This window comes from Kocuria tytonicola (assembly GCF_003687175.1).
In the GTDB taxonomy this organism is placed as follows: Bacteria; Actinomycetota; Actinomycetes; order Actinomycetales; family Micrococcaceae; genus Kocuria; species Kocuria tytonicola.
The window spans coordinates 1,354,422-1,379,682 of sequence record NZ_RDEX01000001.1 but is presented as its reverse complement, the minus strand read 5'-3'; the positions used below and the strand labels follow the sequence as shown (position 1 = coordinate 1,379,682).

The following is a 25,261-nucleotide window of genomic DNA, read 5'->3' as shown; positions in this document are numbered from 1 at the left end:
GCTGCTCGCGGCGCGTCACCGGGAGCAGCGCGGATATGAGCACGGCCCCCGTTCCTCGGGAGGAACGGGGGCCGTGGTACGCGGGTGTCCGCTCAGCGACGACGGTCGGTGTCGACCACGTCCACGCGGACGCTCTCGCCGGAAGCCAGTGCACTGACGACGGTGCGCAGGGCCTTGGCCGTGCGCCCCGATCGTCCGATCACGCGACCCAGGTCATCCGGGTGCACGCGCACTTCGAGCGTCTCCCCGCGACGGTTGTCGCGGGAACGCACCGAGACGTCCTCGGGGTTGTCCACGATGCCGCGGACGAGGTGCTCGAGGGCTTCGGCGAGCATGCTCACTCGGCCTTCTCGGCGTCGCCCTCTGCGACGGCGGTCTCCTCGGCGGGGGCCTCCTCGACCTTCTCGGTCTTGGGAGTGATCGCCTCGGGGATGATCACGGAGCCGTTGTCCGGGGCCACGAACTGCTTCTTGGCCTCGGGCTGCTTGAGGGTGCCCTCGGCACCCGGCTCGCCCTTGAACTTCTGCCAGTCACCGGTGATCTTCATGAGAGCCAGCACGGCCTCGGAGGGCTGCGCGCCCACACCGAGCCAGTACTGCACGCGATCGGACACCAGGTTGATGTACGAGGGGTTCTCGGTCGGCTGGTACACGCCGACCTCTTCGATCACGCGACCGTCGCGCTTCTTGCGGGAGTCGACGACCACCACGCGGTAACGCGGGTCGCGGATCTTGCCCATACGCTTGAGACGAATCTTGACTGCCACTTGTGTGGTTACTCCTGTTTCGAATGGAATCGGTCACCGCACACACCGGCCCGTGGGGCGGGCAGCACGTGGGTTCCCTGTGGACACGACATCACGCGCGGTGAGAGGGTCCGCACGGTTCGAGTACCCGTCCATTGTGCCACAGCTGTCAAACCAGGGGCCGACGACGCGACCCTCTCCGGAGGCCCCGGCGGCCTCCTGCGGGCCGCACGGCACTCCGACGGCCGGCGGTCCACCCACCCGAGCCGGTTCGGACGCGGTGCCCGCTCAGCGCCGCTTCCGGGAACGAACCGTGGCCCACAGGGCGGTCTGCAGGGCGGCGTCCGAGAGCATGAGCGCGGACGCGGATCCGAGCACCCGGGCTCCCCTGCCGCCCCGGGCGGCCAGTCCGGCCAGACCGGCACCGAGAACGGCCTCCGCTCCGCCCACCGCGAGCAGCAGCGACGGCCGGCGCACGTACGCACGTTGGATGCGCGAGAGCAGGTCCGTGCCGCTGGGCTCCACGCTCGCCGCCTCGAACAGGGACAGCCCCGCCGGGCGCGGCGCGTAGTCCGCCACCCCCTCGATCTCACTCAGCTCGCGCTGGCCCTCCACGATCTTCGCGGCTACGGGCGGCAGGCCCAGCAGCTGGAGCACGGACTCGAGCAGCAGCGCGGAGCTCGGGGTCCGGGCGTAGTTCTCGAGCCGGGCCCCCTGCGCCGGGTCGAGGTCGCACAAGGAGGCGATCGACGCCACGGCGGTGCCGTTCGCCGCGGGGGCCGACGCCGCGGCGTCGTCACCCGGGGTTCGTTCCGTGGCGGAGGGACCCGCCTCGGAGGCGTCCCGGGTGCCCGCGAGCAGCTCCGCCACGGAGTCCTCGTGCACGGCGGGCCAGTGCAGGGTGGTGGACTCCGCGAGCTCCGTGAACTGGATGCCCCAGTCGCGGCCGGCGTCGAGCGAGGCCACGGGCGGGTAGACGCGCAGGGTGCGGGTGCTGCCGTCGGAGTCGAGCCGCACCGCGATGCTGTGCGGATCCCCCGCGGCGGCGAGAGCGGCCGGGTCCGTGCCGTCCGGGAGGACCACCGCGGACCAGCCGTCGCGCGCCACCGCCGTGAAGCCCGTGCCGAGGGCCGTGGCCACGAACGGCAGCTGCGGGGTGTCCGCGCGGACCAGCAGGACCGAGCGCGGAGCGGGCCGCTCGCTCATGCCCGGGACCCTCCGTCCATCACGCGCTCCACCACGGTGCCGGTCTCCAGTGCCTCGATGGCCGCGCGGATGTGCTCCGCCATGCCGGGGCTCATGACCGTCTCCAGCTCCTCGGGGGCGACGAAGCGGTAGGACAGCAGCTCCTCCTCCTGCACGGTGATGGGGGTGTCGGAAGCCACGGTGCCGCCGTCGTAGAGGAAGGACACGGAGTCTCCCCACATGCCCATGCTCACCCCGTGGCTCACGGCGATCAGGCGGCCCTCGGGCAGGTGCAGGCCCACCTCCTCGACCACTTCGCGGAAGCAGCCCGTGCGCGGGTCCTCCCCCGCCTCCACCGTGCCGCCGGGCAGGGTCCAGCCGTCCTTGTAGTTGGGCTCCACCGCGAGCACCCGCCCGTTCTCGTCACGGATGATCGCCGCGGAGGCCAGCCGCCGGGTGGGCAGCGTGGCGATGAACTCGCGCAGCTCGTCGTCGGGGAGGTACGAACCCATGGATGCCTACTTTCCGAGGAACTTCTCGAAGCCCTTGGGCAGGTTGAGCGACTCGGCGTCCAGGTCCTGTCCCTGGGCGCCGAACGCGCTGCCCTTCGCGGCCGGTTTCTGCCCGGACGCGAGCGCCGCCTGCTCCTGGGCGCGCTTGGCGGGGTTGCCGGAGCGGGAGCCCTTCTTCTTGGCCTTGCCCTTCTTGGCCGCGCCACCCCCGCCGCCTCCCATGCCGGGAATGCCACCGGGCATGCCGGGGACGCCCTTGCCCTGGGCCAGGCGCTTCATCATCTTCTGCGCCTGGGCGAAGCGCTCCATGAGCTGGTTCACCTCGGAGACCGAGACGCCCGAGCCGCGGGCGATGCGTGCGCGGCGGGACCCGTTGATGATCTTGGGGGCCACGCGCTCGTGCGGGGTCATGGAGCGCACGATGGCCTCCACACGGTCGATCTCGCGCTCGTCGAAGTTCTCGAGCTGCTCGCGCATCCCGGCGGCGCCGGGCATCATGGCGAGCATCTTCTTCATGGAGCCCATCTTGCGCAGCTGCTGCATCTGCGCGAGGAAGTCCTCGAAGGTGAAGTCCTCCTGGTCGGTGAACTTCTTGGCCATGCGCTCGGCCTCGGTCTTGTCCCACTGCCGCTCGGCCTGCTCGATGAGCGTGAGGACGTCACCCATGTCCAGGATGCGGGAGGCCATGCGGTCCGGGTGGAACTGCTCGAAGTCCCGCACGCCCTCGCCCGTGGAGGCGAACATGATGGGCTTGCCGGTCACCGCGCGCACGGACAGCGCCGCGCCACCACGGGCGTCGCCGTCGAGCTTGGAGAGCACCACGCCGGTGAAATCCACGCCCTCGTCGAAGGCCTTGGCCGTGTTCACGGCGTCCTGGCCGATCATGGCGTCGATGACGAACAGGACCTCGTCCGGGTCCACGGCGTCGCGGATGTCCCGGGCCTGGTTCATCAGAGCCTGGTCGATGCCCAGTCGTCCGGCGGTGTCCACGATGACCACGTCGTAGAGCTTGGAGCGGGCGAAGGCCACACCGTCCCGGGCAACCTTCACGGGGTCACCCGTGGGGTCGTCGAACTCTGAGGTGGCGCCGGGCTCGGGCGCGAACACGGCAACCCCCGCGCGCTCGCCCACGACCTTCAGCTGGGTCACCGCGTTGGGGCGCTGCAGGTCCGAGGCCACCAGGACGGGCTTGTGCCCCTGGTCCGTGAGCCACTTGCCGAGCTTGCCGGCGAGGGTGGTCTTGCCCGCGCCCTGCAGGCCCGCGAGCATGATGACCGTGGGCCCGGTCTTGGCCAGGTTGATCCGGCGGGTCTCGCCGCCGAGGACGTTCTGCAGCTCCTCGTTGACGATCTTCACGACCTGCTGGCCCGGGTTCAGCGCCTCGGAGACCTCCGAGCCGAGGGCGCGCTCCTTGATGACGGCGGTGAACTCCCGCACCACGGGCACGGCGACGTCCGCCTCGAGCAGGGCGCGGCGGATCTCGCGCACGGTGGCGTCGACGTCCGCCTCCGAGAGCCTGCCCTTGCCGCGCAGGTTCTTGAAGGTCGCTGTGAGCCGGTCGGACAGTGAGTTGAACACGGGGAGGTCGCTGCTTTCCTCGGACGACGGATGAATTCAGTGTCCCAGGTTAGCAAGCGTTGCCCGCCCGTCAGCACCCCGCCCCACGCGACGGACCCGGCTCCGCGCGGGGCGGGGCCGGGTCCGTGTCAGGGTGCGGCCGGGTCCGTCTCGGGGGTGCAGCGGTCGGGCGCGCAGACCCCGGTGCGGGGCACGCCCGGGCCGGCCTCGGCGAGGGCGTCTCGTGGTCCGGGGCCGTGCGCGCGGGAGTCAGAGGGCGACGTCGTCCCGCTCCCCCGTGCTGACCCGCACGGCATGCTCCACGGGGGTGACCCACACCTTGCCGTCCCCGGGCTCCCCGGTGCGGGCGGCGGTGACGATCACGGTGACGAGCTCCTGGGCCTCGCCGTCCTCCACGACGGTCTCGATGCGCACCTTCTCCAGCAGGTCCACCGTGTACTCCGCGCCCCGGTACACCTCCCGGTGACCGCGCTGACGGCCGTAGCCGTGCACGGAGAGGACGGTCATCCCCTGCACGCCGTGGTTCTCCAGGGCGTCCTTGACGTCGCTGAACTTCTCGGGACGCACCACTGCGGTGACGAGTTTCACTGGTTGCTTCCTTCCGTGACGGGAACGGGGGCCTCGGCGGTGCCGGGCAGGGGGCGCTGCGGGGCGTGACCGGCGAAGTAGCCCGTGGCCTCATCCTTGAGCGAGTACGCGGACTCGGCGTGCTGCGTGAGGTCCACCCCGATCACCTCGTCACGCCGGGTGATTCGCAGGCCCATGGTGGCCTTGAGGACCAGCCCGATCACCAGGGTGAGGACCCCCGTGTAGAGGACCACGAACAGGGTGGCCGCGAGCTGGGTGCCCATGAGGGACCAGCCGCCGCCGTAGAACAGACCCGCGCGCCCCTCGGAGGGGATGGCCAGGAAACCGAGTGCCACGGTCCCCACGATGCCCGAGACCAGGTGCACACCGCACACGTCCAACGAGTCGTCCAGCCGGATGCGGTACTTGAAGCCCACGTTGAGCGCCGAGCAGACCCCGGCCACCGCGGACAGGGCGATCGCGCCCACGGGGGTGACGTTCGCGCACGCCGGGGTGATGGCCACCAGCCCGGCGACGACGCCGGAGGCCGCACCGAGCGACGTCGCGTGCCCGTCCCGGAGGCGCTCGGTGAGCAGCCACGCGAGCATGGCCGCGGCCGGGGCCACGAGGGTGTTCGTCCAGATCAGGGCGGCCTGCTCCACCGTGGTGGCCGCACCGGCGTTGAAGCCGAACCAGCCGAACCACAGGATGGCCGAGCCGAGCATCACCAGGGGCAGGTTGTGGGGGCGCTGGCCCGAGTCCCGGCCGAAACCGCGGCGGGCCCCGATGAGCAGGATGAGCACGAGCGCCGCGACGCCGGCGTTGATGTGGACGGCCAGCCCGCCCGCGAAGTCGATGGGCTCCCCGAAGATCCGCCCCAGGGCGCCGTCCTCGGAGAACAGCCCGTCACCCCACACCATGTAGGCCAGGGGGAAGTAGACCAGCGTGACCCACACCAGGGTGAACACCACCCACGTGCCGAACCGGGTGCGGTCCGCGATCGCCCCGGAGATCAGTGCCACGGTGATGATGGCGAACGTGACCGAGAAGTCGGATGTCAGCAGGTCCTCGGTGCCCAGCAGACCGTGCAGCCCCAGGTGGGCGAAGGGGTTCGCGCTGAACCCGCCCAGCACGGGGTCGCCGCTGAGCATCGAGGCGCCCCACAGCACCCACACCACGCCCACCACGCCGAGGGCGGCAAAGCTCATCATCATCATGTTCAGCACGCCCTTGGCGCGGGTCATGCCCCCGTAGAACAGCGCGAGGCCGGGTGTCATGAAGAACACCAGCCCTGCCGCCACCACGGTCCACACGTGTCCGGCGGTCAGTTCCACCCGGATCACCTCGTCCCTGGTCTCTGGCGAGCACATCCTTTGCGCTCCGTGGTCCCAGTCAACGCACCCCTTGTTACCGGCAAGTTCCCGTGCGGGTAACGACTGTGTTTCAGCTCACGCCTCCATGTTGCGGGCGTGTTAACACCCGCCGGACCCGGGCCGCGTCCCGCCCGGAGGAGCCGGACCGCGTCCCACCCGCCGGAACGCGAACGGCGCCCGCCCCCGGGAACGGGAGCGGGCGCCGTCGGCGGCTCAGGGGGGGGCGGGGCTCAGTCGATGATCGCGTCCACGAACTGCTCAGCGTTGAAGGGTGCGAGGTCGTCCGGGCCCTCCCCCAGGCCGATGAGCTTGACCGGCACGCCGAGCCCGCGCTGGATGGCCACCACGATGCCGCCCTTGGCGGTGCCGTCCAGCTTGGTGAGCACGATGCCCGTGATGTCCACGGCCTCCGCGAAGACCTTGGCCTGGGTCATGCCGTTCTGCCCCGTGGTGGCGTCGATGACGAGCAGCACCTCGTCCACGGCGGCGGCCTTCTCGATCACGCGCTTGACCTTGCCGAGCTGGTCCATGAGACCGGCCTTGTTCTGCAGCCGCCCGGCAGTGTCCACGAGGACCACGTCCGCCTCCTGCTGGATACCGGCCGTGACGGCGTCGTACGCCACCGAGGCGGGGTCCGCGCCCTCCTGCTCGGAGCGCACCGTGGGCACGCCCACCCGGGCGCCCCAGGTCTCGAGCTGGTCCGCGGCGGCCGCGCGGAACGTGTCCGCGGCCCCCAGCATGACGTCCTTGTCCTCGGCCACGAGCACGCGCGCGAGCTTGCCCACCGTGGTGGTCTTGCCCACGCCGTTCACACCCACCACGAGCACCACCGCGGGCTTGCCGGGCGCTGACTCCGTGCGCAGGGAGCGGTCCAGGCTGGGGTCCACGAGCGCGAGCATCTCCTCGCGCAGCAGTGACTTCAGCTCCGCTGGGTCCTTGGTGCCGTCCACCCGCACGCGCTTCTTGAGGTTCTCCACGAGCTCCAGGGAGGCGTCCGTGCCGAGGTCCGCCATCAGCAGCGTGTCCTCGATCTCGTCCCACGTGTCCTGGTCGATGCGCTCGCGGGACAGCAGCACGAGCAGGCCCTTGCCGAACACGTTGTTGGACTTCGCGAGGCGCCCGCGCAGCCGCGCGAGCCGTCCGCGCGCGGACTCGGGCCGCTCCAGGGTGCTGACGGGACGGTCCTCGAGGGCGGTGTCCCCGTCCACCTCGGGAATGTCGTCGATGTCGCGGGTGCCCGCGTACCCACCCTTCGGCGCCCTGGGCTTGCGCAGCAGCACCACGCCGAGCACCACGAGCACTAGGACCGCCGCGGCGGCAATCAGTATCCACATCTGCGCAATAGTCTCCACCCGTCTAATCTCCCATAAACTGCCAGGCGTGTCCCGCCCCGAAACCCCCGACTCGCACGAGGCCTCCGCGGCCCCGGTCCCCGGTGCCGCCGATGCCACGCCGGGCACGGCGCAGACACCGCCCGACGACGCTCCCGCCGCTTCCGCCCGGCCCTCGGCCACCCGCTCCGACGACGCCGCTGCCGCACCGCCCGCGGCCACCGTCCCGGAACCCATCAAGGTCCTGATCGCCGCCGCGTTCGTGATCGCCCTGGGCTACGGCCTCGTGGCACCCGTGCTCCCCCAGTTCGCGGCGAGCTTCGGCGTGGGTGTGGCCGCGTCCTCCGCGGTGATCAGCGCGTTCGCCCTGTGCCGCCTGCTCTTCGCCCCCGCGAGCGGGGCCGTGGTCAACAGGTTCGGCGAGCGCCCCACGTACCTGGTGGGCCTGGTGGTGGTCGCGCTGTCCTCCGCGGCGACGGCCTTTGCGCAGAACTACTGGCAGCTGCTGGTCTTCCGGGGCCTCGGTGGCATCGGCTCCACGATGTTCACGGTCTCCGCCATGGGGCTGATCGTGCGGCTCGCACCGCGCACCATGCGCGGGCGGGTGTCCGGGTACTACGCCACGTCCTTCCTGCTGGGCGGCATCCTCGGACCCGTGCTCGGCGGGTTCCTGGCCGGACTGGGCATGCACGCCCCGTTCCTCATCTACGCGGGCGCCCTGTTCGTCGCCGTGCTCGTGGTCTGGGCGCGGCTCAAGGACGAGACGCTCGGGGCCAGGCGCGCCGGAGCCGCCCAGCCGCCCATGCGGGTCCGCGACGCGCTCGACGCCGGGGCGTACCGCGCCGCGCTGGCCTCCAGCTTCTCCACGGGGTGGACCGCCATGGGTGTGCGGGTGGCGCTCGTTCCGCTGCTGGCCGCCCAGGTGGTGGGTGAGGGGCCCGCCGTCGCCGGTCTCGCCCTCGCGCTGTTCGCGGTGGGCAACGCCGCCGCGCTCACGGTCACCGGGCGCCTGACGGACCGGATGGGCCGCAAGCCCCTGGTGCTCACGGGGCTGCTGGTGTGCGGGCTCGCGACCATCGGGGTGGGCTTCAGCACCTCCGTGGTGGCATTCGCGGTGCTGTCCCTGCTCTCGGGCGTCGGTTCCGGAACGCTCAACCCCGGTCAGCAGGCGGCAGTGGCGGACGTGATCGGCCCGGACCGCGCGGGCGGCAAGGTGCTCTCGCGCTACCAGATGTGCGCCGACGCCGGGCAGATCCTCGGTCCGGTCCTGGCCGGCGCCCTGGCCGACGCCGCCGGGTTCGGCTGGGCGTTCGGCATCTCCGGGGCGCTCATGCTGCTGGCGGCCCTGGCCTGGCTGCCGGTGCGGGAGACGCTGCCGGAGGCCGCCCAGTCAGAGACGCGCCAGCCCCGTGCGGGCGGGACGGTCGGCAGATGACGGGGTCGGGGAAACGGTCCCCGCGCCGCCGTGCGCTGATCCGCTACCTCGTCCTGTTCGTGGTCACCCTGGTGCTAAATGGTGTCCTGAAGGAGCTGCGCAACCGAGGCATCCTCACCACCCCGATGCTCGTGGGGCTTTTTGCGGTAGTCCTGCCGGGGGTCTGGGCCCTCCTCCGCTACTGGTGGCTGCCCCGCGTCTCCCGGGCCCGCCCGCAGCATGACCGGATTGTCACGGAGGCCCGCTGGGCGTCTCCGCTGGCACCCGGGGCCGTGATCGAGCGGCTGCGCACGGAGTTCGTTGCTCCGGAGTTCCGGACGACCGCCACGGACTCGGCGCTCCACATTGCCACGGGCTCTGACGAGACCTTCCGGTGGCGGGGTGCGGGGTCGATGAAGGGCTGGGAGGCGTTGCCACTCGCCATGGACGTGGTGCTCACCGCCACATCGGCCGGGTGCGACATCGTGGCGCTGGCCCGGGACGACCTGGGGTGGTACGAGAAACCCCCGGAGTTCTTCGTGGAGAACGAAGTTCTGCGTCGCGGCGCGGCCCTCATCCGCCGCGCACGGGCCGCCACCGAGAACCCGGCCGCCCACGGCTGACGCGGTCCGAGCGGGGAGGCGGTCGAGCGCCGTCGTCGCCCGCCGCGCACACCTACCGCAGCTGCGACAGCTGCTGGCCCACCACCAGGCTCACTCCGTCCCCGCGCATGGACACCCCGTAGAGGGCATCCGCGATCTCCATGGTGCGCTTCTGGTGGGTCACGATGATCAGCTGCGAGCTCTCCTGCAGCTGCTCGAAGATCGTGAGCAGGCGGCCCAGGTTGCGGTCGTCCAGGGCGGCCTCCACCTCGTCCATCACGTAGAACGGGGACGGGCGGGCCTTGAAGATGGCCACGAGCAGGGCCAGGGCGGTCAGTGAGCGCTCACCGCCGGAGAGCAGGGAGAGCCGTTTGATCTTCTTGCCCGCGGGGCGCGCCTCCACCTCCACGCCGGAGTTGAGCATGTCGTCCGGATCGGTCAGGCGCAGGCGCCCCTCACCCCCGGGGAACAGGGTGGCGAACACGGAGACGAACTGCTCGGCGGTGTCCCGGTAGGCCTGGGAGAAGACCTCCTCCACGTGCTGGTCCACCTGGCGGATGATGTTGCGCAGGTCCGTGCGCGAGTTCTTGACGTCCTCCAGCTGGGTCACCAGGAACTTGTGCCGCTCCTCCAGCGCCGCGAACTCCTCGAGCGCCAGCGGGTTGACCTTCCCGAGGGCCTTGAGCTGCTTCTGGGCCCGCTGCAGCCGGGTCTGCTGCTCCTCGCGCCGGAACGGGGTGCCGGGATCGGTCATGCTCGGCAGGGCGAGCTGCACGGAGCCCCCGGACTCCTCCGCGGTCTGGGCCGCCTCGATCGCGGCGTCCGCGTCCGGGACGGGCAGGTGCGGCCCGTAGTGCTCCACCAGGAAGTCCGGGGTCATCCCGAGCTCCTCGAGCGCCGTGGCCTCCAGCCCCTCCAGCCGTGCGCGGCGCTGCGTGAGCTCCAGCTCCGCGCGGTGCAGCCGCTCGGTGAGCTCACTCAGCTCGCGGGTGGTCCCATCCCGCTCGGTGCGCAGCCGGTGCGCGGCCTCGTCAAGCCCCGCGCGCTCGGTCTCGACCGCGTCCCGCTGGGCGGCGGCCTGCCGGGCCGACTCCTCCGCGCTCACCCGCAGGTGCTCGGCCGCAGTGCCCACGGCCCGGGCCACGGCGGCCTGCACGCGGCGTCGTTCCGCGCGCCGGGCCGCCTCCGCCTGCGCGGCCCGCTCGGAGCGGGCGGCGCGCAGCTGGCCCTCCGCCCGGGAGAGCGCGTGGCGGTGCTGCTCCTCCAGGCCGCGCAGGGCCAACCGGGCCTCGGTCTCCGCCTCGCGGGCGGTCTTCGCCGCGGCATCCGCCCGGTCCTTCGCGCCGGCGGCGGTGATCTGCTCCCGCTCGAGCTCCGCCTCGTCCCCGTGCTCCGCGGACTCCGCGCGCTCCAGGGCCTCCCGCAGCTCCTCCTGCCGCCGGGCCATGCGCTGCTCCGCGGTGCCCAGCACCTCCCGCCGCCGGGCGAGCTCGGAGTCCGCCGACGACGCCGTGGCCTCCGCCCTGCTCAGCGCCGCACCGGCCGCGGCGGCCGCCTGCTGGTCCTTCTGGGCCTGCTGGGAGGCTTCCCGCTGGGCACGGGCGGCCTCGACGCGCGCCATCTCGGCCCGCTCGGCCTCTGCGGTCGCCTTGTCCGCCGCGGCGCGCAACCCGTCGAGACGCGCTTCCTCTGCTTCGATGCGCGCGAGGATCTCCAGGTTGCCCGCCGCCTCGGTGGCCCCGCCCTGCGCGGTGCGGGTCCCGTGGACGTCGCCGTCGCGGGTGACCGCGCGCAGCAGGGACGCCTCTTCACCGGCCGCCGCGGCGGCGTCGAGCACGGCGAGCGCTTCCGCGGGCCCGGGGACCAGGACGGTGCGGGCGAGTTCCGCGCGCACGCTGCGCAGGACGACGTCGTCGTCCCCGGCTCCCGGAGCGGGCGACAGCACGGACGCGGCCGGGACGCAGCCCTCCGGGAGGGAGAGGTTCAGGGGTGCGGAGGGGGCCGGTGCGGTTCCGGCGAGGACGAGGTGGACCCGGCCCGACCCGGCCTCGCGCAGCGCGGCGAAGACGGTGGCGGCGTTCGCCGCGGACCCCACGGCGAGCGCCTCGGACCACGCGCCGAGGGCCGCGGTGACCGCCCGCTCCCACCCCGGGGCCACGCGCACCGCGTCCGGCACGCTGCCGAGCACCGCGGTGGCATCTGCCACCGCGGCGGAACCGTCCGGCTGGCGCACGGACTGGCGCAGTGTGTCCAGCCGCACCTGGGCGGCGTGCAGCTCGCTCGCCGCGGTCTGACGGGCGGACTCGGCGGCGCGGGCCGCCGCGCGTGCGGTCTCCGCGTGCTCCTCGGCCTCCCGGGCGCGCGTGGCGGAGCGCTCGACCGCCCCGGCGCTCGTCTCCGCGGCGTCGCGCAGGGAGGAGGTGTCCAGGGTGGCCTGCTCCGCGCGGGAGGCGACGTCCGCGATCTCCGCGCGGACGCGCTCCACATCCGACTCGGCGGCGCTGAGGGCCGAGCGGGCGGAGGTCACGGCCGCGGCGAGCCGCGCCTGCCCCGCCCGGCGGTCCGCGCTGCGCTGCACGAGCTCCGCGGTCCGGCGCTCGGCCCCCCGTGCGGTCTCCTCCGCCGCCTGTCGTGCCGTCTGCGCCTCGTTGAGCGTCTGCTGCGCCCGGGCGACGCGCTCGGCGAGCCGCTCGGCCTCCTCCCGGCTGCGCTGCGCCTGCTCCTCCAGCGCCTGCGCGTCCCGGCCCGGCGCTTCGGGCGCCTGCTCGCTGCCCAGCAGCCGACGCCGCTCCCCCGCCAGCGCGGACAGCGCCCGGAAGCGGTCCCGCACGGTGCTCAGCTCGTACCAGCTCGTGCGGGCGGCGTTCAGCGCCGGGGCCGTGCGGGCGGCGTCGGCCTCCGTGCGGGCCAGCCGCTCGTCGAGGCGCGCCACGGCCTGCTCCAGCTCGACCTTGCGGCGCCGCGTCTCGTCGCTCGCGCCCCGGTCCGCGTCCATGCCGGCCCGGGCCGCCACGAGGTCGTCCGCGAGCAGCCGGGCGCGGGCGTCCCGCACGTCGTACTGGATGCGCTGCGCCTTGCGGGCGGTGCGGGCCTGACGCCCCAGCGGGGTGAGCTGACGCTCGATCTCCCCCGTGAGGTCCTCCAGCCGGTCCAGGTTCTGCTGCACCGACTCCAGCTTGCGCAGCGTCTTCTCCTTGCGGCGGCGGTGCTTGAGGATGCCCGAGGCCTCCTCGATGAACCCGCGGCGCTCCTCCGCGGTGGCCTGCAGGATCCGGTCCAGCTGACCCTGGCCCACGATCACGTGCATCTCGCGGCCCAGGCCCGAGTCCGAGAGCAGCTCCTGGATGTCCAGCAGGCGGCACGAACGGCCGTTGATGGCGTACTCGGAGCCGCCCGAGCGGAACAGGGTGCGGGAGATGGTGACCTCGGTGTACTCGATCGGCAGGGCACCGTCGGCGTTGTCGATGGTCAGGGACACGTGTGCGCGGCCCAGTGCGGCGCGGCCGGACGTGCCCGCGAAGATGACGTCCTCCATCTTCCCGCCGCGCAGGGACTTGGCCCCCTGCTCACCCATCACCCAGGCCAGGGCGTCCACCACGTTGGACTTGCCGGAGCCGTTGGGACCCACCACCGCGGTGACGCCGGGCTCGAAGTGGAACGTGGTGGCCGAGGCGAAGGACTTGAAACCACGCACGGTGAGGGTCTTCAGGTGCACGCGGGGGATCTCCTGGGTCTGGCGGTCCGGGCGCCCGGGTGGTGAGGGCGTTCGGCCCTGCCGAGGGGCCGTGCCCGGGGGTGGGGTCCGAGTCTACCCGCGGGGTGTTTCCCCACCTCGCAGAAGCACCCCGGGCACGGGGTCGCGCGGCGTCCCGGCAGCGCGGGAGGAGCACCGCGCTCGCCCCGGGAGAGCTGTCAGAATGGGCCGCTAGACTGGACCGGTCCATCCCGCTTCTTCACCCGGACGCCGAGGTCCATCACCGACGATCGACTCCTCGACGGCACGGGTGGCGTCTGATCGAAAGCGCCACATTGACCGGAAACTCCACCATCAGAAACCGCAACGCCGCCGTCCTGTCGGTCACCAAGACGGAAGCGGACGTGGTCATCCCGTCCACCCGGTTCGATGAGGAGTTGGCCCACACGTTCAAGCGGCTGCGAATGCCCAAGGGCCTGCTGGAGCGGCTCGCGGGCATCAAGGAGCGCCGCGGCTGGGCCCCGGGCCGCCACTTCACGGACGGCGCCACGGAGGCCGGCCAGGCGGCGCTGGAGCAGTCGGGGATCCATCCGGAGCAGATCGGGCTGTTCATCAACGCCTCCGTCACGCGCGACAACTACGAGCCGGCCGTGGCCGTGGGCATCCACGAGCGCCTGGGTCTGCCCAGCTCCGCCCTGAACTTCGACATGACCAACGCGTGCCTGGGCTTCGTCAACGCCCTGACCGTGGCCTCGTCCATGATCGACGCCGGTGCCATCGAGTACGCGCTCGTGGTCGCGGGCGAGGACCCCTCGCCGTGGCACCGGGCGGCCATCGAGCGGCTGCGCGAGGACGACATCACCCGCGAGCAGGTGGTCCAGGAGTTCGCCACGCTCACCCTGGGCTGCGGCGCAGCCGCCGCCGTGGTGGGTCCCGCGGACCGCCACCCGGACGGCCACCGCATCGTGGGCTCCGTGACCCGCGCGGGCACCGAGTTCAGCCGCCTGTGCATCGGCGGCGGGGACGGCATGTTCACGGACGCCACCGGTCTGCTCAACCACGGCGTGGGGCTCGTGGTGGAGGCCTGGCTCGATGCTGAGGCGGACGGCTGGGACTGGCGGGACATGGACTCCTACGTGACGCACCAGGTCTCCAACTCCCACACCAACAAGCTCATCGAGGACATGGGGATCGACGGCTCCAAGGTGCCCCTCACGTTCCCGTACTGGGGCAACGTGGCGGCCGCCGCCCTGCCCATGACCCTGGCCCTGGAGGCCGAGCGGCTCGAGCCCGGCGCCCGCGTGCTGTGCCTCGGCGTGGGCTCCGGGCTGAACACCACCCTCATGGAGATCGCCTGGTGAGCTCGCCCCATACCGGTGACCCGCAGCGCGGGACGCCCCCGCACGCCGCCCAGAACCGCGAAGGAGCACCCGTGACCGCCAGCACCTCCCCCCAGCGCAGCGGCACCGACCGCCTGCCGTTCACGGACACCCCGCTGCCGGGCGTGGACCCGGCGTGGTCCACCGTGCTCACGGTGGCCTCCACCGCTCCCGTGGAGCCGGTGGCCGGGCGCAGGCGGCGCTGGCACGTGCTGGACAACGGGGACGCGATCGCCGCGAGCGGGCGCACCCCGCAGGGCATCGTGCTGGCCGTGCACGGCAACCCCACGTGGTCCTACCTCTGGCGCGACGTGCTGCGGGCCGCGCAGGAGGCCGAGCGGCCCTGGCGCGTGGTGGCCGTGGACCAGCTGGACATGGGCTTCTCCGAGCGCACCGGGCTGTTCCGCCGCCTCACGGACCGCGTGCAGGACCTCGGCGACCTCACCGCGGCGCTGGGCATCGACACCGTGGGCCTGCCCGTGGTGACCCTGGCCCACGACTGGGGCGGGCTGATCTCCCAGGGCTGGGCCCAGGAGCACCCTGCGATCCACGCGGCCACCGTGCTCACCAACACCGCCGTGCACCACGACAACGCCGAGCCCATTCCCTCCGCGCTGCGGCTCGCGCTGAACCGGGCCGTGCACGCCCCGCTCACCTCGGGCTCCACCGCGTTCCTGGACACCACGCTCGCCCTGTGCGACCCCGCACCGCCCAAGGCCGTGAAGCGCGCGTACAAGGCGCCCTACACCTCCCGCGAGCGCCGCGAGGGCATCGAGCACTTCGTCGCGGACATCCCCGCACCCGAGGAGCACCCCTCGCACGCCGCGTACGAGCGGATCGCCGGGCGCATGAGTGCCCGTGAGGTCCCCACGCTGCTGCTGTGGGGCACGGGCGACCCCGTGTTCCAGCAGCGCTACCTGGACGACCTCCTGCGCCGTGCACCCCACGCGGACGTGCACCGCTTCGAGGGAGCCAAGCACCTGCTGCCCGAGGCCCGGGACATCGCCACCCCGCTGCTCACGTGGCTGGACGAGCACGTCGGGGACGCGGAGCCCGTCGTGGCCTCCCACCGGGAGCAGCGTGCCCGCGGCCGCGGGGAGTTCGTCCCGTTCTTCGCGGAGCTGGACGCCCGCCGCCGCGACGACTCCCCCGCCGTGGTGGACATGGGCCCCGTGGCGCAGACCGTGGACGGCTCCGCACCGTCCCTGAACGTGGAGCGCAGCGTGAGCTGGCGGCAGCTGTCCGCGGACGTGGACCGGCTGGCCGTGGCCCTGCTGCGCACCGGCGTGCGCCCGGGGGACCGCGTGAACCTCATGGTCCCCCCGGGCTCCCTGCTCACCACCCTGATCTACGCGTGCCTGCGCATCGGAGCCGTGATCGTGGTGGCGGACCAGGGGCTCGGGCGCAAGGGCCTCACCCGTGCCCTGCGCGGCTCCTCCCCCCGCTGGTTCATCGGCATTCGCAAGGCGCTGGTGGGCGCCCGTGCCCTGGGCTGGCCCGGCACGCGGATCGCCGCGGACGCCATGGACCCGGTGTCCAAGAAGCTGCTGGGCGTGTCCCACACCGTGGCCGAGCTGATGGACTCCGTGACCACGGTGGACCCCGCCGAGATCCCCGCCGTGGACCCGGACGCCGAGGCCGCCGTGCTGTTCACCTCCGGCTCCACGGGCCCGGCCAAGGGCGTGGTGTACACCCACCGCCAGATGGCGGGCATGCGGGACACCATCCGTGACACCTACGGGCTGCGCGCGGGAACCGGTCTCGTGGCGGGCTTCGCGCCCTTCGCGCTGCTGGGACCGGCCCTGGGTGCCGCCTCGGTGACCCCGGACATGGACGTCACGAGCCCCAAGACGCTCACCGCACGCGCCCTCGCGGAGGCCACCATGGCCATCCGGGCGAGCGCCGTGTTCGCGTCCCCCGCGGCCATCGCCAACGTGCTGGCCACCGCGGCGGAGCTCTCCCCGGCCGAACGGGATGTCCTGGCCCGGGTGGACCTCATGCTCTCCGCGGGCGCTCCCATCCCCGAGGAGCTGCTCGCACGGCTCCAGGAGCTCATGCCCGCCGCCGAGCTGCACACGCCCTACGGCATGACGGAGGCCCTGCCCCTCACGGACGTGAGCCTGGACGTCATCCGCGCCGCGCGCGAGGACGCCCAGCGCGGCGTCGACGGCGCAGGGCGCGGCGTGTGCGTGGGCACCCCCGTGGAGGGTGCCCAGCTGGGCGTGCTGCCGCTGCGCGCGGACGGCACCGTGTCCTCCGAGATCGTGAGCACCCCGGGTGTCACCGGCGAGATCGTGGCCCGCGCCCCGCACGCGAAGGACCACTACGACCGGCTGTGGATCACCGAACGGGCCTCGGACCTCACCCCGGGCTGGCACCGCACCGGGGACGTCGGGCACTTCGACGCTCGGGAGCGGCTCTGGTACGAGGGCCGGCTCGCGCACGTGATCACCATGTCCTCCGGGCCTGTCTCCTCGGTGGCCGCGGAGCACGCCGCGCAGACCGTGCCCGGCGTGGGTCGTGTGGCCGTGGTGGGCGTGGGCCCCGCGGGCTCGCAGTCCGCCGTGGCCGTGATCGAGACCGAGCCCCCCGCCTCGAAGCCCGCCCTCGCGGACGCCGAGCTGAGCGAGCGCATCCGCGCCACCGTGGACTTCGCCACCGGCGTGCCGGTCAGCGCGGTGCTGGTGATCCCCGAGCAGCCCACGGACATCCGCCACAATTCCAAGATCGACCGAGCCGAGTTGAGTGACTGGGCCGAGCGCGCCCTGGCCACCGGAAAGCTGAGTGCACTGTGAGCGAGCAGAACACCTCCCCCTCCCGCCCCGGCGCCGGACGACACCGCGCCCCCGAGCAGCACGGCGATGCCGCGGCGTCGCGCCCCGAGCACGATGCCGGGGTGCCCGGTGCCGCACGGATCGCGGATCCGGAGCGCGGCGGTGCCACGGCCACGGAGGGCGTGCTCGACGGCGCGGGCCGCACCGTGCTGGTGACGGGCGCGTCCGGGATGCTCGGCGGCGACGTCGCCCGCGTCCTGCTCGCGCGCAACTGGCGTGTGCGCGTGTTCCAGCGCGGCCACGTGGCGGTGGCCGAGCGCAAGGGTGTGGACGAGGTGCTGGGCTCCATCACCGACCCCGAGGACGTGGCCCGTGCCCTGGACGGCGTGGACGACGTGGTGCACCTGGCCGCGAAGGTCTCCTTCACGGGCGACTGGGACGAGTTCGTGCGCGTGAACGTCACGGGCACCCGCGTGCTGCTGTGCCAGGCGCAGAACGCCGGGGTGAAGAACGTGGTGTTCGTGTCCTCGCCGTCCGTGGCGCACGCGGGTGTGTCGATCGAGGGCGCGGGCGCCGAGCCGGCGAACCCGGAGACCGCGCGCGGCAACTACGCCCGTTCCAAGGCCGCCGCCGAGCTGCTCGCCCTGGGCATGGACGGCCAGCGGGACCTCAAGGTCGCGGCGGTGCGCCCGCACATCGTGTGGGGCCCGGGTGACACGCAGCTCGTGGAGCGCGTGGCGGACCGTGCGGCCGCGGGGCGGATGCCCAACCTGGACCACGGCGCGGCGATGATCGACACCACCTACATCGACAACGCGTCCGAGGGCATCGTGCGCGCGCTCGAGCGGATCGACGTGGTGCACGGGCGCGCCCTGGTGCTCACCAACGGCGAGCCGCGGCCGGTGGGCGAGCTGATCGCCCGGATGTGCCGCGCCACCGGGTCCGAGGCCCCCACCCGCTCGATCCCCGGCGGCGTGGCCCGGTTGGCCGGCAAGGTCATCGAGACCGTGTGGCCGCACCTGCCCGCGAAGCTGCGCCAGGGTGACGGCGAGCCGCCCATGACCGAGTTCCTTGCGGAGCAGCTGTCCACGGCGCACTGGTTCGACCAGCGCGAGACCCGTGAGCTGCTGGACTGGACCCCGTCCGTGAGCCTGGACGAGGGCTTCTCCCGGCTCGCGGCGTACTACCAGGACCACCCGCGCCCGCACCGGCGCACCGGCTCGGTCTCCCTGGACCGTGTGGAGGACGTCGCGGACGAGCAGCGCGCCCGCGCGGAAGCCTCCTCCGTGGCGTCCGACAGCGAGAACAGCAACCTGGCCACGGACCTGCAGAGCGTGCGCTCGGTCGAGTGAGCCCCCACGGGCTACCCCGGAAGCGGCCCGGTCGTTCCTCCCCCGCGGAGGAACGACCGGGCCGCTTCCGTCTTCGCCCCACCGTGCGGCCGGTGGCGCTGAGGGTGTGGTTGCGCTCGACCAAATGTATACGGTACAAATGTACGCGTACACTTGTTCATAAAGGAGATCTCATGTCCACCCCCTCACCGGGCGCACCCCGGACGCGGGACCCCGAGCGGCGTCGTCGCGAGATTCTCGAGGCCGCCACAGAGATCGCCGTGGCCCGAGGGCCGGGCGCACTCACGCACCGCGCCGTCTCGGCGCAGACCGGCATCCCCCTGGGGACCATCACGCGCCACTTCCCCTCGATCGACGCCCTGCGGGAGTCGGCACTGTCGAGACTGGCCGCCGAGTCCGAGAACGCCCTCGATCTCATTGCCGCCGACCTGGCACGGGCGGCAGACCCCGCGCAGCGGCTGGCGGAACTGGCGCACGAGCACCTGCTGGAGCCGCACTACGCACGGGCCTCACTGGCCATGGTCACGACTCCGTTCCAGGACGAGCAGCTGCGCGACCTCTCCCTGCGGTGGACGGAGCAGCTCACGGAGATCCTCTCCGACCACTGCACCGACGACGCGGCGGAGGCCGTGGCGTTCTACCTGGACGGCGCGCTCATCCACTCGGCCCTCACCGGGCGGGCTCCTGGCACGGCCCGCCTGGAGCACACCCTCCGCGCCCTGATGACCCCCTCCCGGACGGAAGACCAGTGACCATGACCTCTCCGACGACTTCCTCGACCGCACCCCTGTCCCGTGGCCGGCGCTGGGGTGCCCTGGCCGTGCTCAGCGCCAGCCTGATCGTCATTGCAATGGACATGACCATCCTGAACATGGCGCTTCCCTCGATGTCCGCCGAGCTGCACCCGTCCTCCGACCAGCAGCTGTGGATCGTGGACATCTACTCCCTGGTGCTCGCCGCCCTGCTCATCCCGGTGGCGGCGGTGGCGGACCGGTGGGGCCGCAAGCGCATGCTCATGCTCGGCTATGGGGTCTTCGCGGCGGCGTCCCTCCTGGTCCTGGTGGCGGACTCCCCCGGCGCCGTCATCGGCATCCGCGCACTGCTCGGCGTGGGCGGGGCCATGGTCATGCCCACCACGCTGTCCCTGATCCGTGTGGTGTTCACCGATCCGAAGGAGCGGGCCACGGCCCTGAGCGTCTGGGCCGCGGCCTCCGGGCTGGGGTCGGTGGGAGGCCCGCTCGTGGGCGGGTTCCTGCTGGAGCACTTCTCGTGGCACTCGGCCTTCCTGGTCAACGTTCCTCTCATCGCCCTGAGCGCCCTGGGCGGTCTGCTGCTGCTGCGCGAGTCCCGCGTGAGCGGCCTCGGTCCCTTCGACGGGCTCTCCGCGGTCCTCTCGCTCGTGGGAATGTCCTTCCTCGTGTGGTCGCTCAAGCAGTTCGGCAAGGACGCCGACGCCGCCGCGGCACCCGCGTGGATCGCCCTGGTCGTCGCCGTGGTCGCCCTCGGCTGGTTCACCGCACGCAACATCCGCAGCGAGACCCCGCTGCTCGACGTCCAGCTCTTCCGCGGCCGCCAGTTCAGTGCCGGGATCGTCGCGGCCCTCAGCGCCACCTTCTCGCTCACAGCGGCACTCCTGCTCGTCGCACAGTGGCTGCAGCTCGTGCACGGCGCGAGCCCGGTGGAGGCGGGGGTGCAGCTCATTCCCATCGTGGTCGTGGGTGCGGTCTCGTCCCTCGCGGCACCACTCGTGAGCCGCTGGGTCGGCGCCCGGGTGGTGCTGTCCGGGGGGCTCGCTCTCGCGGGCACCGGTCTGCTGCTCATCGGGACCGCCGAGCACCTGACCCTTCCGGGGGTCGTGGCAGCGCTCTGCCTCGTGGGTGCGGGAATGGGCGCCCTCGCCATCGGCTCGGCACTCATCATGGGCGGCTCTCCCCCGGAAAAGGCCGGCAACGCCGGCGCGCTCGAGGAGACCGCGTACGAGCTGGGCGGAACGCTCGGGGTGACCATCCTGGGAAGCATCTCGGCGCTGGTCTTCAGCGCCGGCCTCACGGGCTCCGCCGTGTTCGCCTCGCTCCAGCAGCGACATCCCGACGCCGCCGCGCAGGCCCGCGAGTCGCTCGGCGCCGCCATGGGCACGGCCACCGAACTGGGGGTGCCGGAGCTGGCACGGCAGGCCGGGCAGGCGTTCACCGAGTCGTTGCAGGTCGCGGGGCTCGCCGGAGGCGTGCTGATGGTGGCCGCCGCGGCGCTGGTCTTCGTCCTCACGCCCCGCGGGACCTCCGTGGCCGGGGGTGGCCACTGACACCGCCACGGTCCCCGGACGGCCGCTCCGGCACCGCTGCGGGCCACGCGGTGCCGGAGCGGCGTCGTCCCCCAGACCTGCCACGACCGCGCCCCCGCACTCCGGAGGCGCCGTGGGCCGTGGGCCGTGGGCCGTGGAGAGTCTCCCGCGGCTAGGCCCTGTACCGGCGCGGCCGCTTCTGGCACCGCGAGCAGCGGTACGAGGAGCGGTTGGCGAAGTGCTCGCGCACGATCACACCGTCCGCTCCCGCCGCCGCGCACCGCGGGCACGGCTCCCCCGCCCGGCCGTAGGCGTTGAGTGAGCGTGCGAAGTACCCCGACTCCCCGTTCACGTTGACGTACAGCGAGTCGAAGCTCGTGCCGCCCGCGTCGAGCGCGCGGCGCATGACCTCCTGGCACGCCGCCACGAGCTCGCGGGTGCGGGGCGCGGTCATGGTCTCGGTGGGTGCGGCCCAGTGCAGCCGGGCGGCCCACAGGGCCTCGTCCGCGTAGATGTTGCCGATCCCGGAGATCAGGCCCTGGTCCAGCAGCGCGCGCTTGAGGCCCGTGCGGCGTCGTCGCAGGGCGGCGTGGAAGGCCGCCACGTCGAAGAGCGGGTCCAGGGGGTCGCGGGCAATGTGCGCGGCGTGCTCGGGCACGGTGCCGTGGCCGTCGGCGCTGGGCACGAGGGGGTCCAGGAGCATGCCGCCGAAGATCCGCTGGTCCACGAACCGGGCCTGCTCCGGGAGCGCGGCACCGGCGTCGTCGTAGGAGGGAGAAAGCGCCAGGCGGATGCGCTCGTGGCGCGGCTGCGGCTGGTCTGCGAAGGCCACCAGGAGCTGGCCGCTCATGCCCAGGTGCACGAGCAGCGCACTGGACGGCTCCGTCCCGGGACGCTCGACCAGCGGGAGCCAGAGGAACTTGCCGCGGCGCTGTGCAGAGTCCACGGTCAGCCCGGCCAGGCGCTCCTGGAAGTCCAGGACGCCCGCGGTGTGGCGGCGCAGGGAGCGGGCGTCGAAGACCTGCACGGACTCGACGGTGCGCCCGACGACCCAGCGTTCGACGCCGCGGCGCACCACTTCCACCTCGGGCAGCTCGGGCACGGGCTCAGCCCCCGGACGGGAAGCGGGCCTCGACGGCCTCGCACGCGGCGGCCGCGGCGGCGCGCTCGGCGGCCTTCTTGGAGGGGCCCTCCCCGTGGCCGAGCACCCGCCCGTCCACCACGGCGTCCGCGGTGAAGTGGCGCGCGTGGTCCGGGCCGGTGCCCTCCACGGTGTAGCGCACGGTGCCCAGACCGTGCTGGGCCACGAGCTCCACGATCTGGGTCTTCCAGTCCCGCCCCTCGTGCAGGACCTTGGTGTCCTCCAGCAGCGGGACCATCATGCGCAGCACGAGGTCCCGGGCCGGCACGGGGCCCAGGGACTCGTAGACGGCGCCGATCACGGCCTCGGTGGTGTCCGCGAGGATGGAGGCCTTGTCGCTGCCCTGCGTGCGGACCTCGCCCTTGCCCAGACGGATGTGGGGGCCCAGGCCCAGGGAGCGGGCCACGCCCGCGAGTGCCCGGGCGGAGACGACGGACGCCCGCAGCTTGGCGAGGCGACCCTCGTCCCATTCCGGGTACCGGTGGTAGATCTCGTCCGTCACGGCGAGCTGCAGCACGGCGTCCCCCAGGAACTCGAGCCGCTCGTTGTGGGTCTCCCCCGGGTGCTCGTACGCGTACGAGCGGTGCGTCAGCGCAATGCGAAGCGTCCCGGTGTCGAGATCGACACCGAGACGCTTCAGCAGCTCACCGGGATCCGGCTCAGCAGTCACGTTACGCGTCAGCGACCTTGCGTCCCTTGTACTCGTAGAACAAGGGGGTGCCGGCGGAATCGGAGACCAGCTTGGCCTGGTGCGGCAGGCTGTAGCTGACCTTGCCGTTCTCCACGGTCTTCACCAGTTTGGGGGCCTGAGCCTTCCACTGGGACCGGCGCATGCGGGTATTCGCACGGGACATCTTCCGCTTGGGAACAGCCACGGCTATCTCTCTTCTCTCGTGTCGGTTGTCGGCTCCGACGTGTCCGGGCCCTGATCCGTCTCGGTCATCAGCCCTGCGAGGGCGGACCAGCGGGGGTCCTTCACGTCGTGGTGGTGCTCCGGATCGTTCTCGAGCCGTGCGCCGCACTGGGCGCACAGGCCCGGGCAGTCGGCCCGGCACACCGGTTGGAACGGCAGCTGAGTGATCACTGCGTCCCGAAGCATCGGTTCGAGGTCGATCTCCTCGTCCCGCACCTCATACACTTGCTCGTCCTCGACGTTCTCGTCACCCTTCGGGGACGGTTCGAAGACGAAAAGCTCTTGCACGTCGACCGGTAGTTCGTAGTCAATGGGGTCGAGGCATCTGCTGCACTCCCCGTGAACACTGACGATCACGGTTCCGGAGACCAGAATACCGTCGTGGACGGATTCCAGCCGCAGCTGCAGCTCCATGGGCGCGCCCTCGGGCGAACCGATGAGCGCCGTACCGAAGTCCTTCGGTGCGGGCGCCTCGACATCCAGGGTGTCCATGGTCCCCGGGCGGTGCTCCAGCTCCCTGACGTTGAACGCGAGGGCTGAACTGTTGCGGTGATTCACGGAACTCCTGGCTAACGACACTGGCCGACAGAACACCCTAGCACGCGGGCGCGCCCCGGTTCATCCCGGCGCGAGCCGCTCAGCGCGCGAGCACCGCCCGCAGCACCGGCTGCGGCACGAACGAGGTGATGTCCCCGCCCAGAGCCGCCACCTCCATCACGAGCGACGAGGAGACGTGCAGCAGGGAGGGCTCCCCCGGCAGGAACACGGTCTCCACACCGGTGAGTGAGCGGTTCATGGTGGCCATGGGCAGCTCGTAGTCGTAGTCCGCGCCGTTGCGCAGCCCCTTGACCAGGGCCACCGCGTCCCGGCGCTCGGCGTAGTCCGCGATCAGCCCGGACTCGAGCGGCTCCACGACCACCGCGGGCTCGTCCGCGAACACCTCCCGCACCAGCTCGATGCGCGTCTGCTCGCTGAAGCGGTGGGTCTTGTTCGGGTTCGTGGACACGGCGACGACCACCTCGTCGAACAGTCGTGCGGCGCGGTGGATGACCGCGCAGTGACCGAGGTGCAGGGGGTCGAAGGAACCCGGGCAGATGGCGCGTCGCATGCCCACAGCCTAGTGGCACGCCACCGGGCGGCTGTTCCTACACTGGGGCCATGACCAGCAACGCGCAGCCCCAGCCCTCCGCCGCCGTCCCCGGACAGCGCCCGCCCGCCCCGTGGCAGCGCATGGCCAACGGTGGCGGCCTGCTGGACCCGGCGGGCCGGCTGCGCTCCACGGTCTTCGAGGAGATGACGGCCCTGGCCCGCCGCACGGGCTCCGTGAACCTGGGCCAGGGCTTCCCGGACTTCGCCCCGCCCCGTGAGATGGTCGACGCCGCCGCGGCCGCCCTGGGCGCGGGCCACCACCAGTACGCGCCCATCGTGGGGATCCCGGCACTGCGCGAGGCCATCGCCACGCACCAGCGTGCGTGCTACGGGCAGGAGCTCGATCCGGACGGGCAGATCGCGGTCTGCGCCGGGGCCACCGAGGGCGTCACCGCCGCACTGCTGTCCCTGCTGCGGCCCGGTGACGAGGTGGTGCTGTTCGAGCCGCGCTACGACCTCTACGGCGCGGTGGTGGAGTTCGCCGGCGCCACCGCGGTGCCCGTGCCGCTGCTGCCGCCGGCCTTCGTGCCGGACCCCGACGACGTCCGCGCGGCCTTCTCCCCCCGCACCCGCGCCGTGGTGCTCAACGACCCCCACAACCCCACCGGGACCGTGGCCTCCCGGGAGCTCAAGGAGCTGCTCGTGGAGCTGGCCGCCGAGCACGACGCCGTGATCGTCACGGACGAGGTCTACGAGCACCTGCGCTACGACGGCCCCCACGAACCTCTGGCCACCCTGCCGGACGCCGCCGAGCGCACCCTCACGGTGTCCTCGGCGGGCAAGACGTTCTCCGCCACGGGATGGCGCGTGGGCTGGGTGAGCGGGCCCCGGGACCTGGTGCAGGGCGTCGTCGCCGTCAAGACGTACCTGTCCCACAGCGCCGCGGCACCCCTGCAGCACGCGGTCGCGGAGGCCCTGGCCTTCCCCCGGGAGTTCTTCGACGGGATGCTCGCGGACTACCGCGAGCGCCGGGACGTCCTCGTGGCAGGGCTGGGCGAGGCGGGCCTCACCCCGCCGACGCCGCAGGGCACGTTCTTCGCCGTGGCGGACGTGAGCGACCACTACGCACTGGCAGGGGTGGACGACGCCGCCGGGCTCGCCCAGCACTGGGCGCAGACCGCGGGTGTGGTGGGCATCCCCGTGTCCGCGTTCGCGAGCCCCGCGAACCAGGGGCTCTACGCCGACTGGCTGCGCCTCGCGTTCTGCAAGCGCACCGAGGTGCTGCGGGCTGCGATGGCGGGGCTGGCCGCCGCGGTCTGAACCCGGCGCAG

The 25,261-nt window shown here is 72.7% G+C and carries 22 protein-coding genes; 8 read left to right on the top strand and 14 right to left on the bottom strand.

Annotated elements, in window-relative coordinates; genetic code table 11:
* Positions 1-92 precede the first annotated feature (92 nt).
* From EAE32_RS06245 to ftsY, 8 genes are all read right to left on the bottom strand, one after another.
* The gene (locus tag EAE32_RS06245) at positions 93-335 is read right to left on the bottom strand and encodes an RNA-binding protein (RefSeq protein ID WP_029603087.1); all 243 of its coding nucleotides are present in this window, start codon (positions 333-335) and stop codon (positions 93-95) included.
* 2 nt (positions 336-337) lie between these two features.
* Positions 338-766 carry a 30S ribosomal protein S16 gene (gene rpsP, locus EAE32_RS06240; protein WP_121864483.1) on the bottom strand — a complete coding sequence of 143 codons (429 nt, stop codon included), beginning with the start codon at positions 764-766 and terminating at the stop codon, positions 338-340.
* Between the two features lie 267 nt (positions 767-1,033).
* Entirely contained in the window at positions 1,034-1,951 is a 918-nt protein-coding gene (locus EAE32_RS06235; protein WP_121864482.1) for a hypothetical protein, read from the bottom strand.
* Entirely contained in the window at positions 1,948-2,442 is a 495-nt protein-coding gene (locus EAE32_RS06230; RefSeq protein ID WP_121864481.1) for an NUDIX domain-containing protein, read from the bottom strand. The genes EAE32_RS06235 and EAE32_RS06230 overlap by 4 nt, the downstream gene beginning before the upstream one ends.
* Positions 2,443-2,448: 6 nt before the next feature.
* Positions 2,449-4,020: a signal recognition particle protein gene (ffh, locus tag EAE32_RS06225; protein ID WP_121864480.1), complete on the bottom strand. Its 1,572-nt coding sequence runs from the start codon at positions 4,018-4,020 to the stop codon at positions 2,449-2,451.
* 249 nt (positions 4,021-4,269) lie between these two features.
* The gene (locus EAE32_RS06220) at positions 4,270-4,608 is read right to left on the bottom strand and encodes a P-II family nitrogen regulator (protein WP_121864479.1); all 339 of its coding nucleotides are present in this window, start codon (positions 4,606-4,608) and stop codon (positions 4,270-4,272) included.
* Positions 4,605-5,921 carry an ammonium transporter gene (locus EAE32_RS06215; protein WP_243635604.1) on the bottom strand — a complete coding sequence of 439 codons (1,317 nt, stop codon included), beginning with the start codon at positions 5,919-5,921 and terminating at the stop codon, positions 4,605-4,607. The genes EAE32_RS06220 and EAE32_RS06215 overlap by 4 nt, the downstream gene beginning before the upstream one ends.
* 269 nt (positions 5,922-6,190) lie before the next feature.
* The gene (gene ftsY / locus EAE32_RS06210) at positions 6,191-7,294 is read right to left on the bottom strand and encodes a signal recognition particle-docking protein FtsY (protein ID WP_121864477.1); all 1,104 of its coding nucleotides are present in this window, start codon (positions 7,292-7,294) and stop codon (positions 6,191-6,193) included.
* A 46-nt stretch (positions 7,295-7,340) separates the two neighbouring features.
* On the opposite strand from ftsY, the gene EAE32_RS06205 reads away from it, so the two are divergent.
* Positions 7,341-8,726 carry an MFS transporter gene (locus tag EAE32_RS06205; RefSeq protein WP_121864476.1) on the top strand — a complete coding sequence of 462 codons (1,386 nt, stop codon included), beginning with the start codon at positions 7,341-7,343 and terminating at the stop codon, positions 8,724-8,726.
* Positions 8,723-9,328: a hypothetical protein gene (locus tag EAE32_RS06200; protein WP_121845993.1), complete on the top strand. Its 606-nt coding sequence runs from the start codon at positions 8,723-8,725 to the stop codon at positions 9,326-9,328. Before EAE32_RS06205 ends, EAE32_RS06200 begins: the two co-directional genes overlap by 4 nt.
* Before the next feature lie 52 nt (positions 9,329-9,380).
* Here the strand turns inward: EAE32_RS06200 and smc are convergent, their stop codons facing one another.
* Entirely contained in the window at positions 9,381-13,022 is a 3,642-nt protein-coding gene (smc, locus tag EAE32_RS06195; protein ID WP_121864475.1) for a chromosome segregation protein SMC, read from the bottom strand.
* 314 nt (positions 13,023-13,336) lie between these two features.
* Between smc and EAE32_RS06190 the strand changes: the two genes are divergently transcribed.
* The 5 genes from EAE32_RS06190 (at position 13,337) to EAE32_RS06170 (ending at position 20,808) form a co-directional block, all read left to right on the top strand.
* A complete protein-coding gene (locus EAE32_RS06190) occupies positions 13,337-14,362 on the top strand; it encodes a 3-oxoacyl-ACP synthase III (protein ID WP_121864474.1) in 1,026 nt (341 codons plus the stop codon).
* 71 nt (positions 14,363-14,433) lie between these two features.
* Complete coding sequence (locus tag EAE32_RS06185) at positions 14,434-17,175, top strand: alpha/beta fold hydrolase (protein ID WP_243635603.1); 2,742 nt, start codon at positions 14,434-14,436, stop codon at positions 17,173-17,175.
* Positions 17,172-18,506: an NAD-dependent epimerase/dehydratase family protein gene (locus EAE32_RS06180; RefSeq protein WP_121864473.1), complete on the top strand. Its 1,335-nt coding sequence runs from the start codon at positions 17,172-17,174 to the stop codon at positions 18,504-18,506. Before EAE32_RS06185 ends, EAE32_RS06180 begins: the two co-directional genes overlap by 4 nt.
* A gap of 173 nt (positions 18,507-18,679) precedes the next feature.
* Positions 18,680-19,258, top strand: a complete 579-nt coding sequence (locus tag EAE32_RS06175; protein ID WP_121864472.1) for a TetR/AcrR family transcriptional regulator — start codon at positions 18,680-18,682, stop codon at positions 19,256-19,258.
* Between the two features lie 2 nt (positions 19,259-19,260).
* Positions 19,261-20,808 carry an MFS transporter gene (locus EAE32_RS06170; RefSeq protein WP_121864817.1) on the top strand — a complete coding sequence of 516 codons (1,548 nt, stop codon included), beginning with the start codon at positions 19,261-19,263 and terminating at the stop codon, positions 20,806-20,808.
* A gap of 151 nt (positions 20,809-20,959) precedes the next feature.
* Here the strand turns inward: EAE32_RS06170 and mutM are convergent, their stop codons facing one another.
* From mutM to coaD, 5 genes are all read right to left on the bottom strand, one after another.
* A complete protein-coding gene (gene mutM, locus EAE32_RS06165) occupies positions 20,960-21,889 on the bottom strand; it encodes a bifunctional DNA-formamidopyrimidine glycosylase/DNA-(apurinic or apyrimidinic site) lyase (protein ID WP_121864471.1) in 930 nt (309 codons plus the stop codon).
* A 4-nt stretch (positions 21,890-21,893) separates the two neighbouring features.
* Positions 21,894-22,598: a ribonuclease III gene (gene rnc / locus EAE32_RS06160; RefSeq protein ID WP_121864470.1), complete on the bottom strand. Its 705-nt coding sequence runs from the start codon at positions 22,596-22,598 to the stop codon at positions 21,894-21,896.
* Between the two features lies 1 nt (position 22,599).
* Complete coding sequence (gene rpmF / locus EAE32_RS06155; RefSeq protein WP_012398114.1) at positions 22,600-22,803, bottom strand: 50S ribosomal protein L32; 204 nt, start codon at positions 22,801-22,803, stop codon at positions 22,600-22,602.
* Between the two features lie 2 nt (positions 22,804-22,805).
* A complete protein-coding gene (locus EAE32_RS06150) occupies positions 22,806-23,399 on the bottom strand; it encodes a YceD family protein (protein WP_121846810.1) in 594 nt (197 codons plus the stop codon).
* Positions 23,400-23,478: 79 nt separating this feature from the next.
* A complete protein-coding gene (coaD, locus tag EAE32_RS06145) occupies positions 23,479-23,949 on the bottom strand; it encodes a pantetheine-phosphate adenylyltransferase (protein ID WP_121846811.1) in 471 nt (156 codons plus the stop codon).
* 50 nt (positions 23,950-23,999) lie between these two features.
* On the opposite strand from coaD, the gene EAE32_RS06140 reads away from it, so the two are divergent.
* On the top strand, positions 24,000-25,250 hold the full coding sequence (locus EAE32_RS06140; RefSeq protein WP_121864469.1) for an aminotransferase class I/II-fold pyridoxal phosphate-dependent enzyme: 1,251 nt from the start codon (positions 24,000-24,002) through the stop codon (positions 25,248-25,250).
* Positions 25,251-25,261 lie beyond the last annotated feature (11 nt).

Bases quoted from the DNA above. Each gene is read 5' to 3' on its own strand.
- EAE32_RS06245 (WP_029603087.1), bottom strand. From the start codon at position 335: ATGCTCGCCGAAGCCCTCGAGCACCTCGTCCGCGGCATCGTGGACAAC.
- EAE32_RS06235 (WP_121864482.1), bottom strand. From the start codon at position 1,951: ATGAGCGAGCGGCCCGCTCCGCGCTCGGTCCTGCTGGTCCGCGCGGAC.
- EAE32_RS06230 (WP_121864481.1), bottom strand. From the start codon at position 2,442: ATGGGTTCGTACCTCCCCGACGACGAGCTGCGCGAGTTCATCGCCACG.
- ftsY (WP_121864477.1), bottom strand. From the start codon at position 7,294: ATGTGGATACTGATTGCCGCCGCGGCGGTCCTAGTGCTCGTGGTGCTC.
- EAE32_RS06200 (WP_121845993.1), top strand. From the start codon at position 8,723: ATGACGGGGTCGGGGAAACGGTCCCCGCGCCGCCGTGCGCTGATCCGC.
- EAE32_RS06175 (WP_121864472.1), top strand. From the start codon at position 18,680: ATGTCCACCCCCTCACCGGGCGCACCCCGGACGCGGGACCCCGAGCGG.
- EAE32_RS06170 (WP_121864817.1), top strand. From the start codon at position 19,261: ATGACCTCTCCGACGACTTCCTCGACCGCACCCCTGTCCCGTGGCCGG.
- coaD (WP_121846811.1), bottom strand. From the start codon at position 23,949: ATGCGACGCGCCATCTGCCCGGGTTCCTTCGACCCCCTGCACCTCGGT.
- EAE32_RS06140 (WP_121864469.1), top strand. From the start codon at position 24,000: ATGACCAGCAACGCGCAGCCCCAGCCCTCCGCCGCCGTCCCCGGACAG.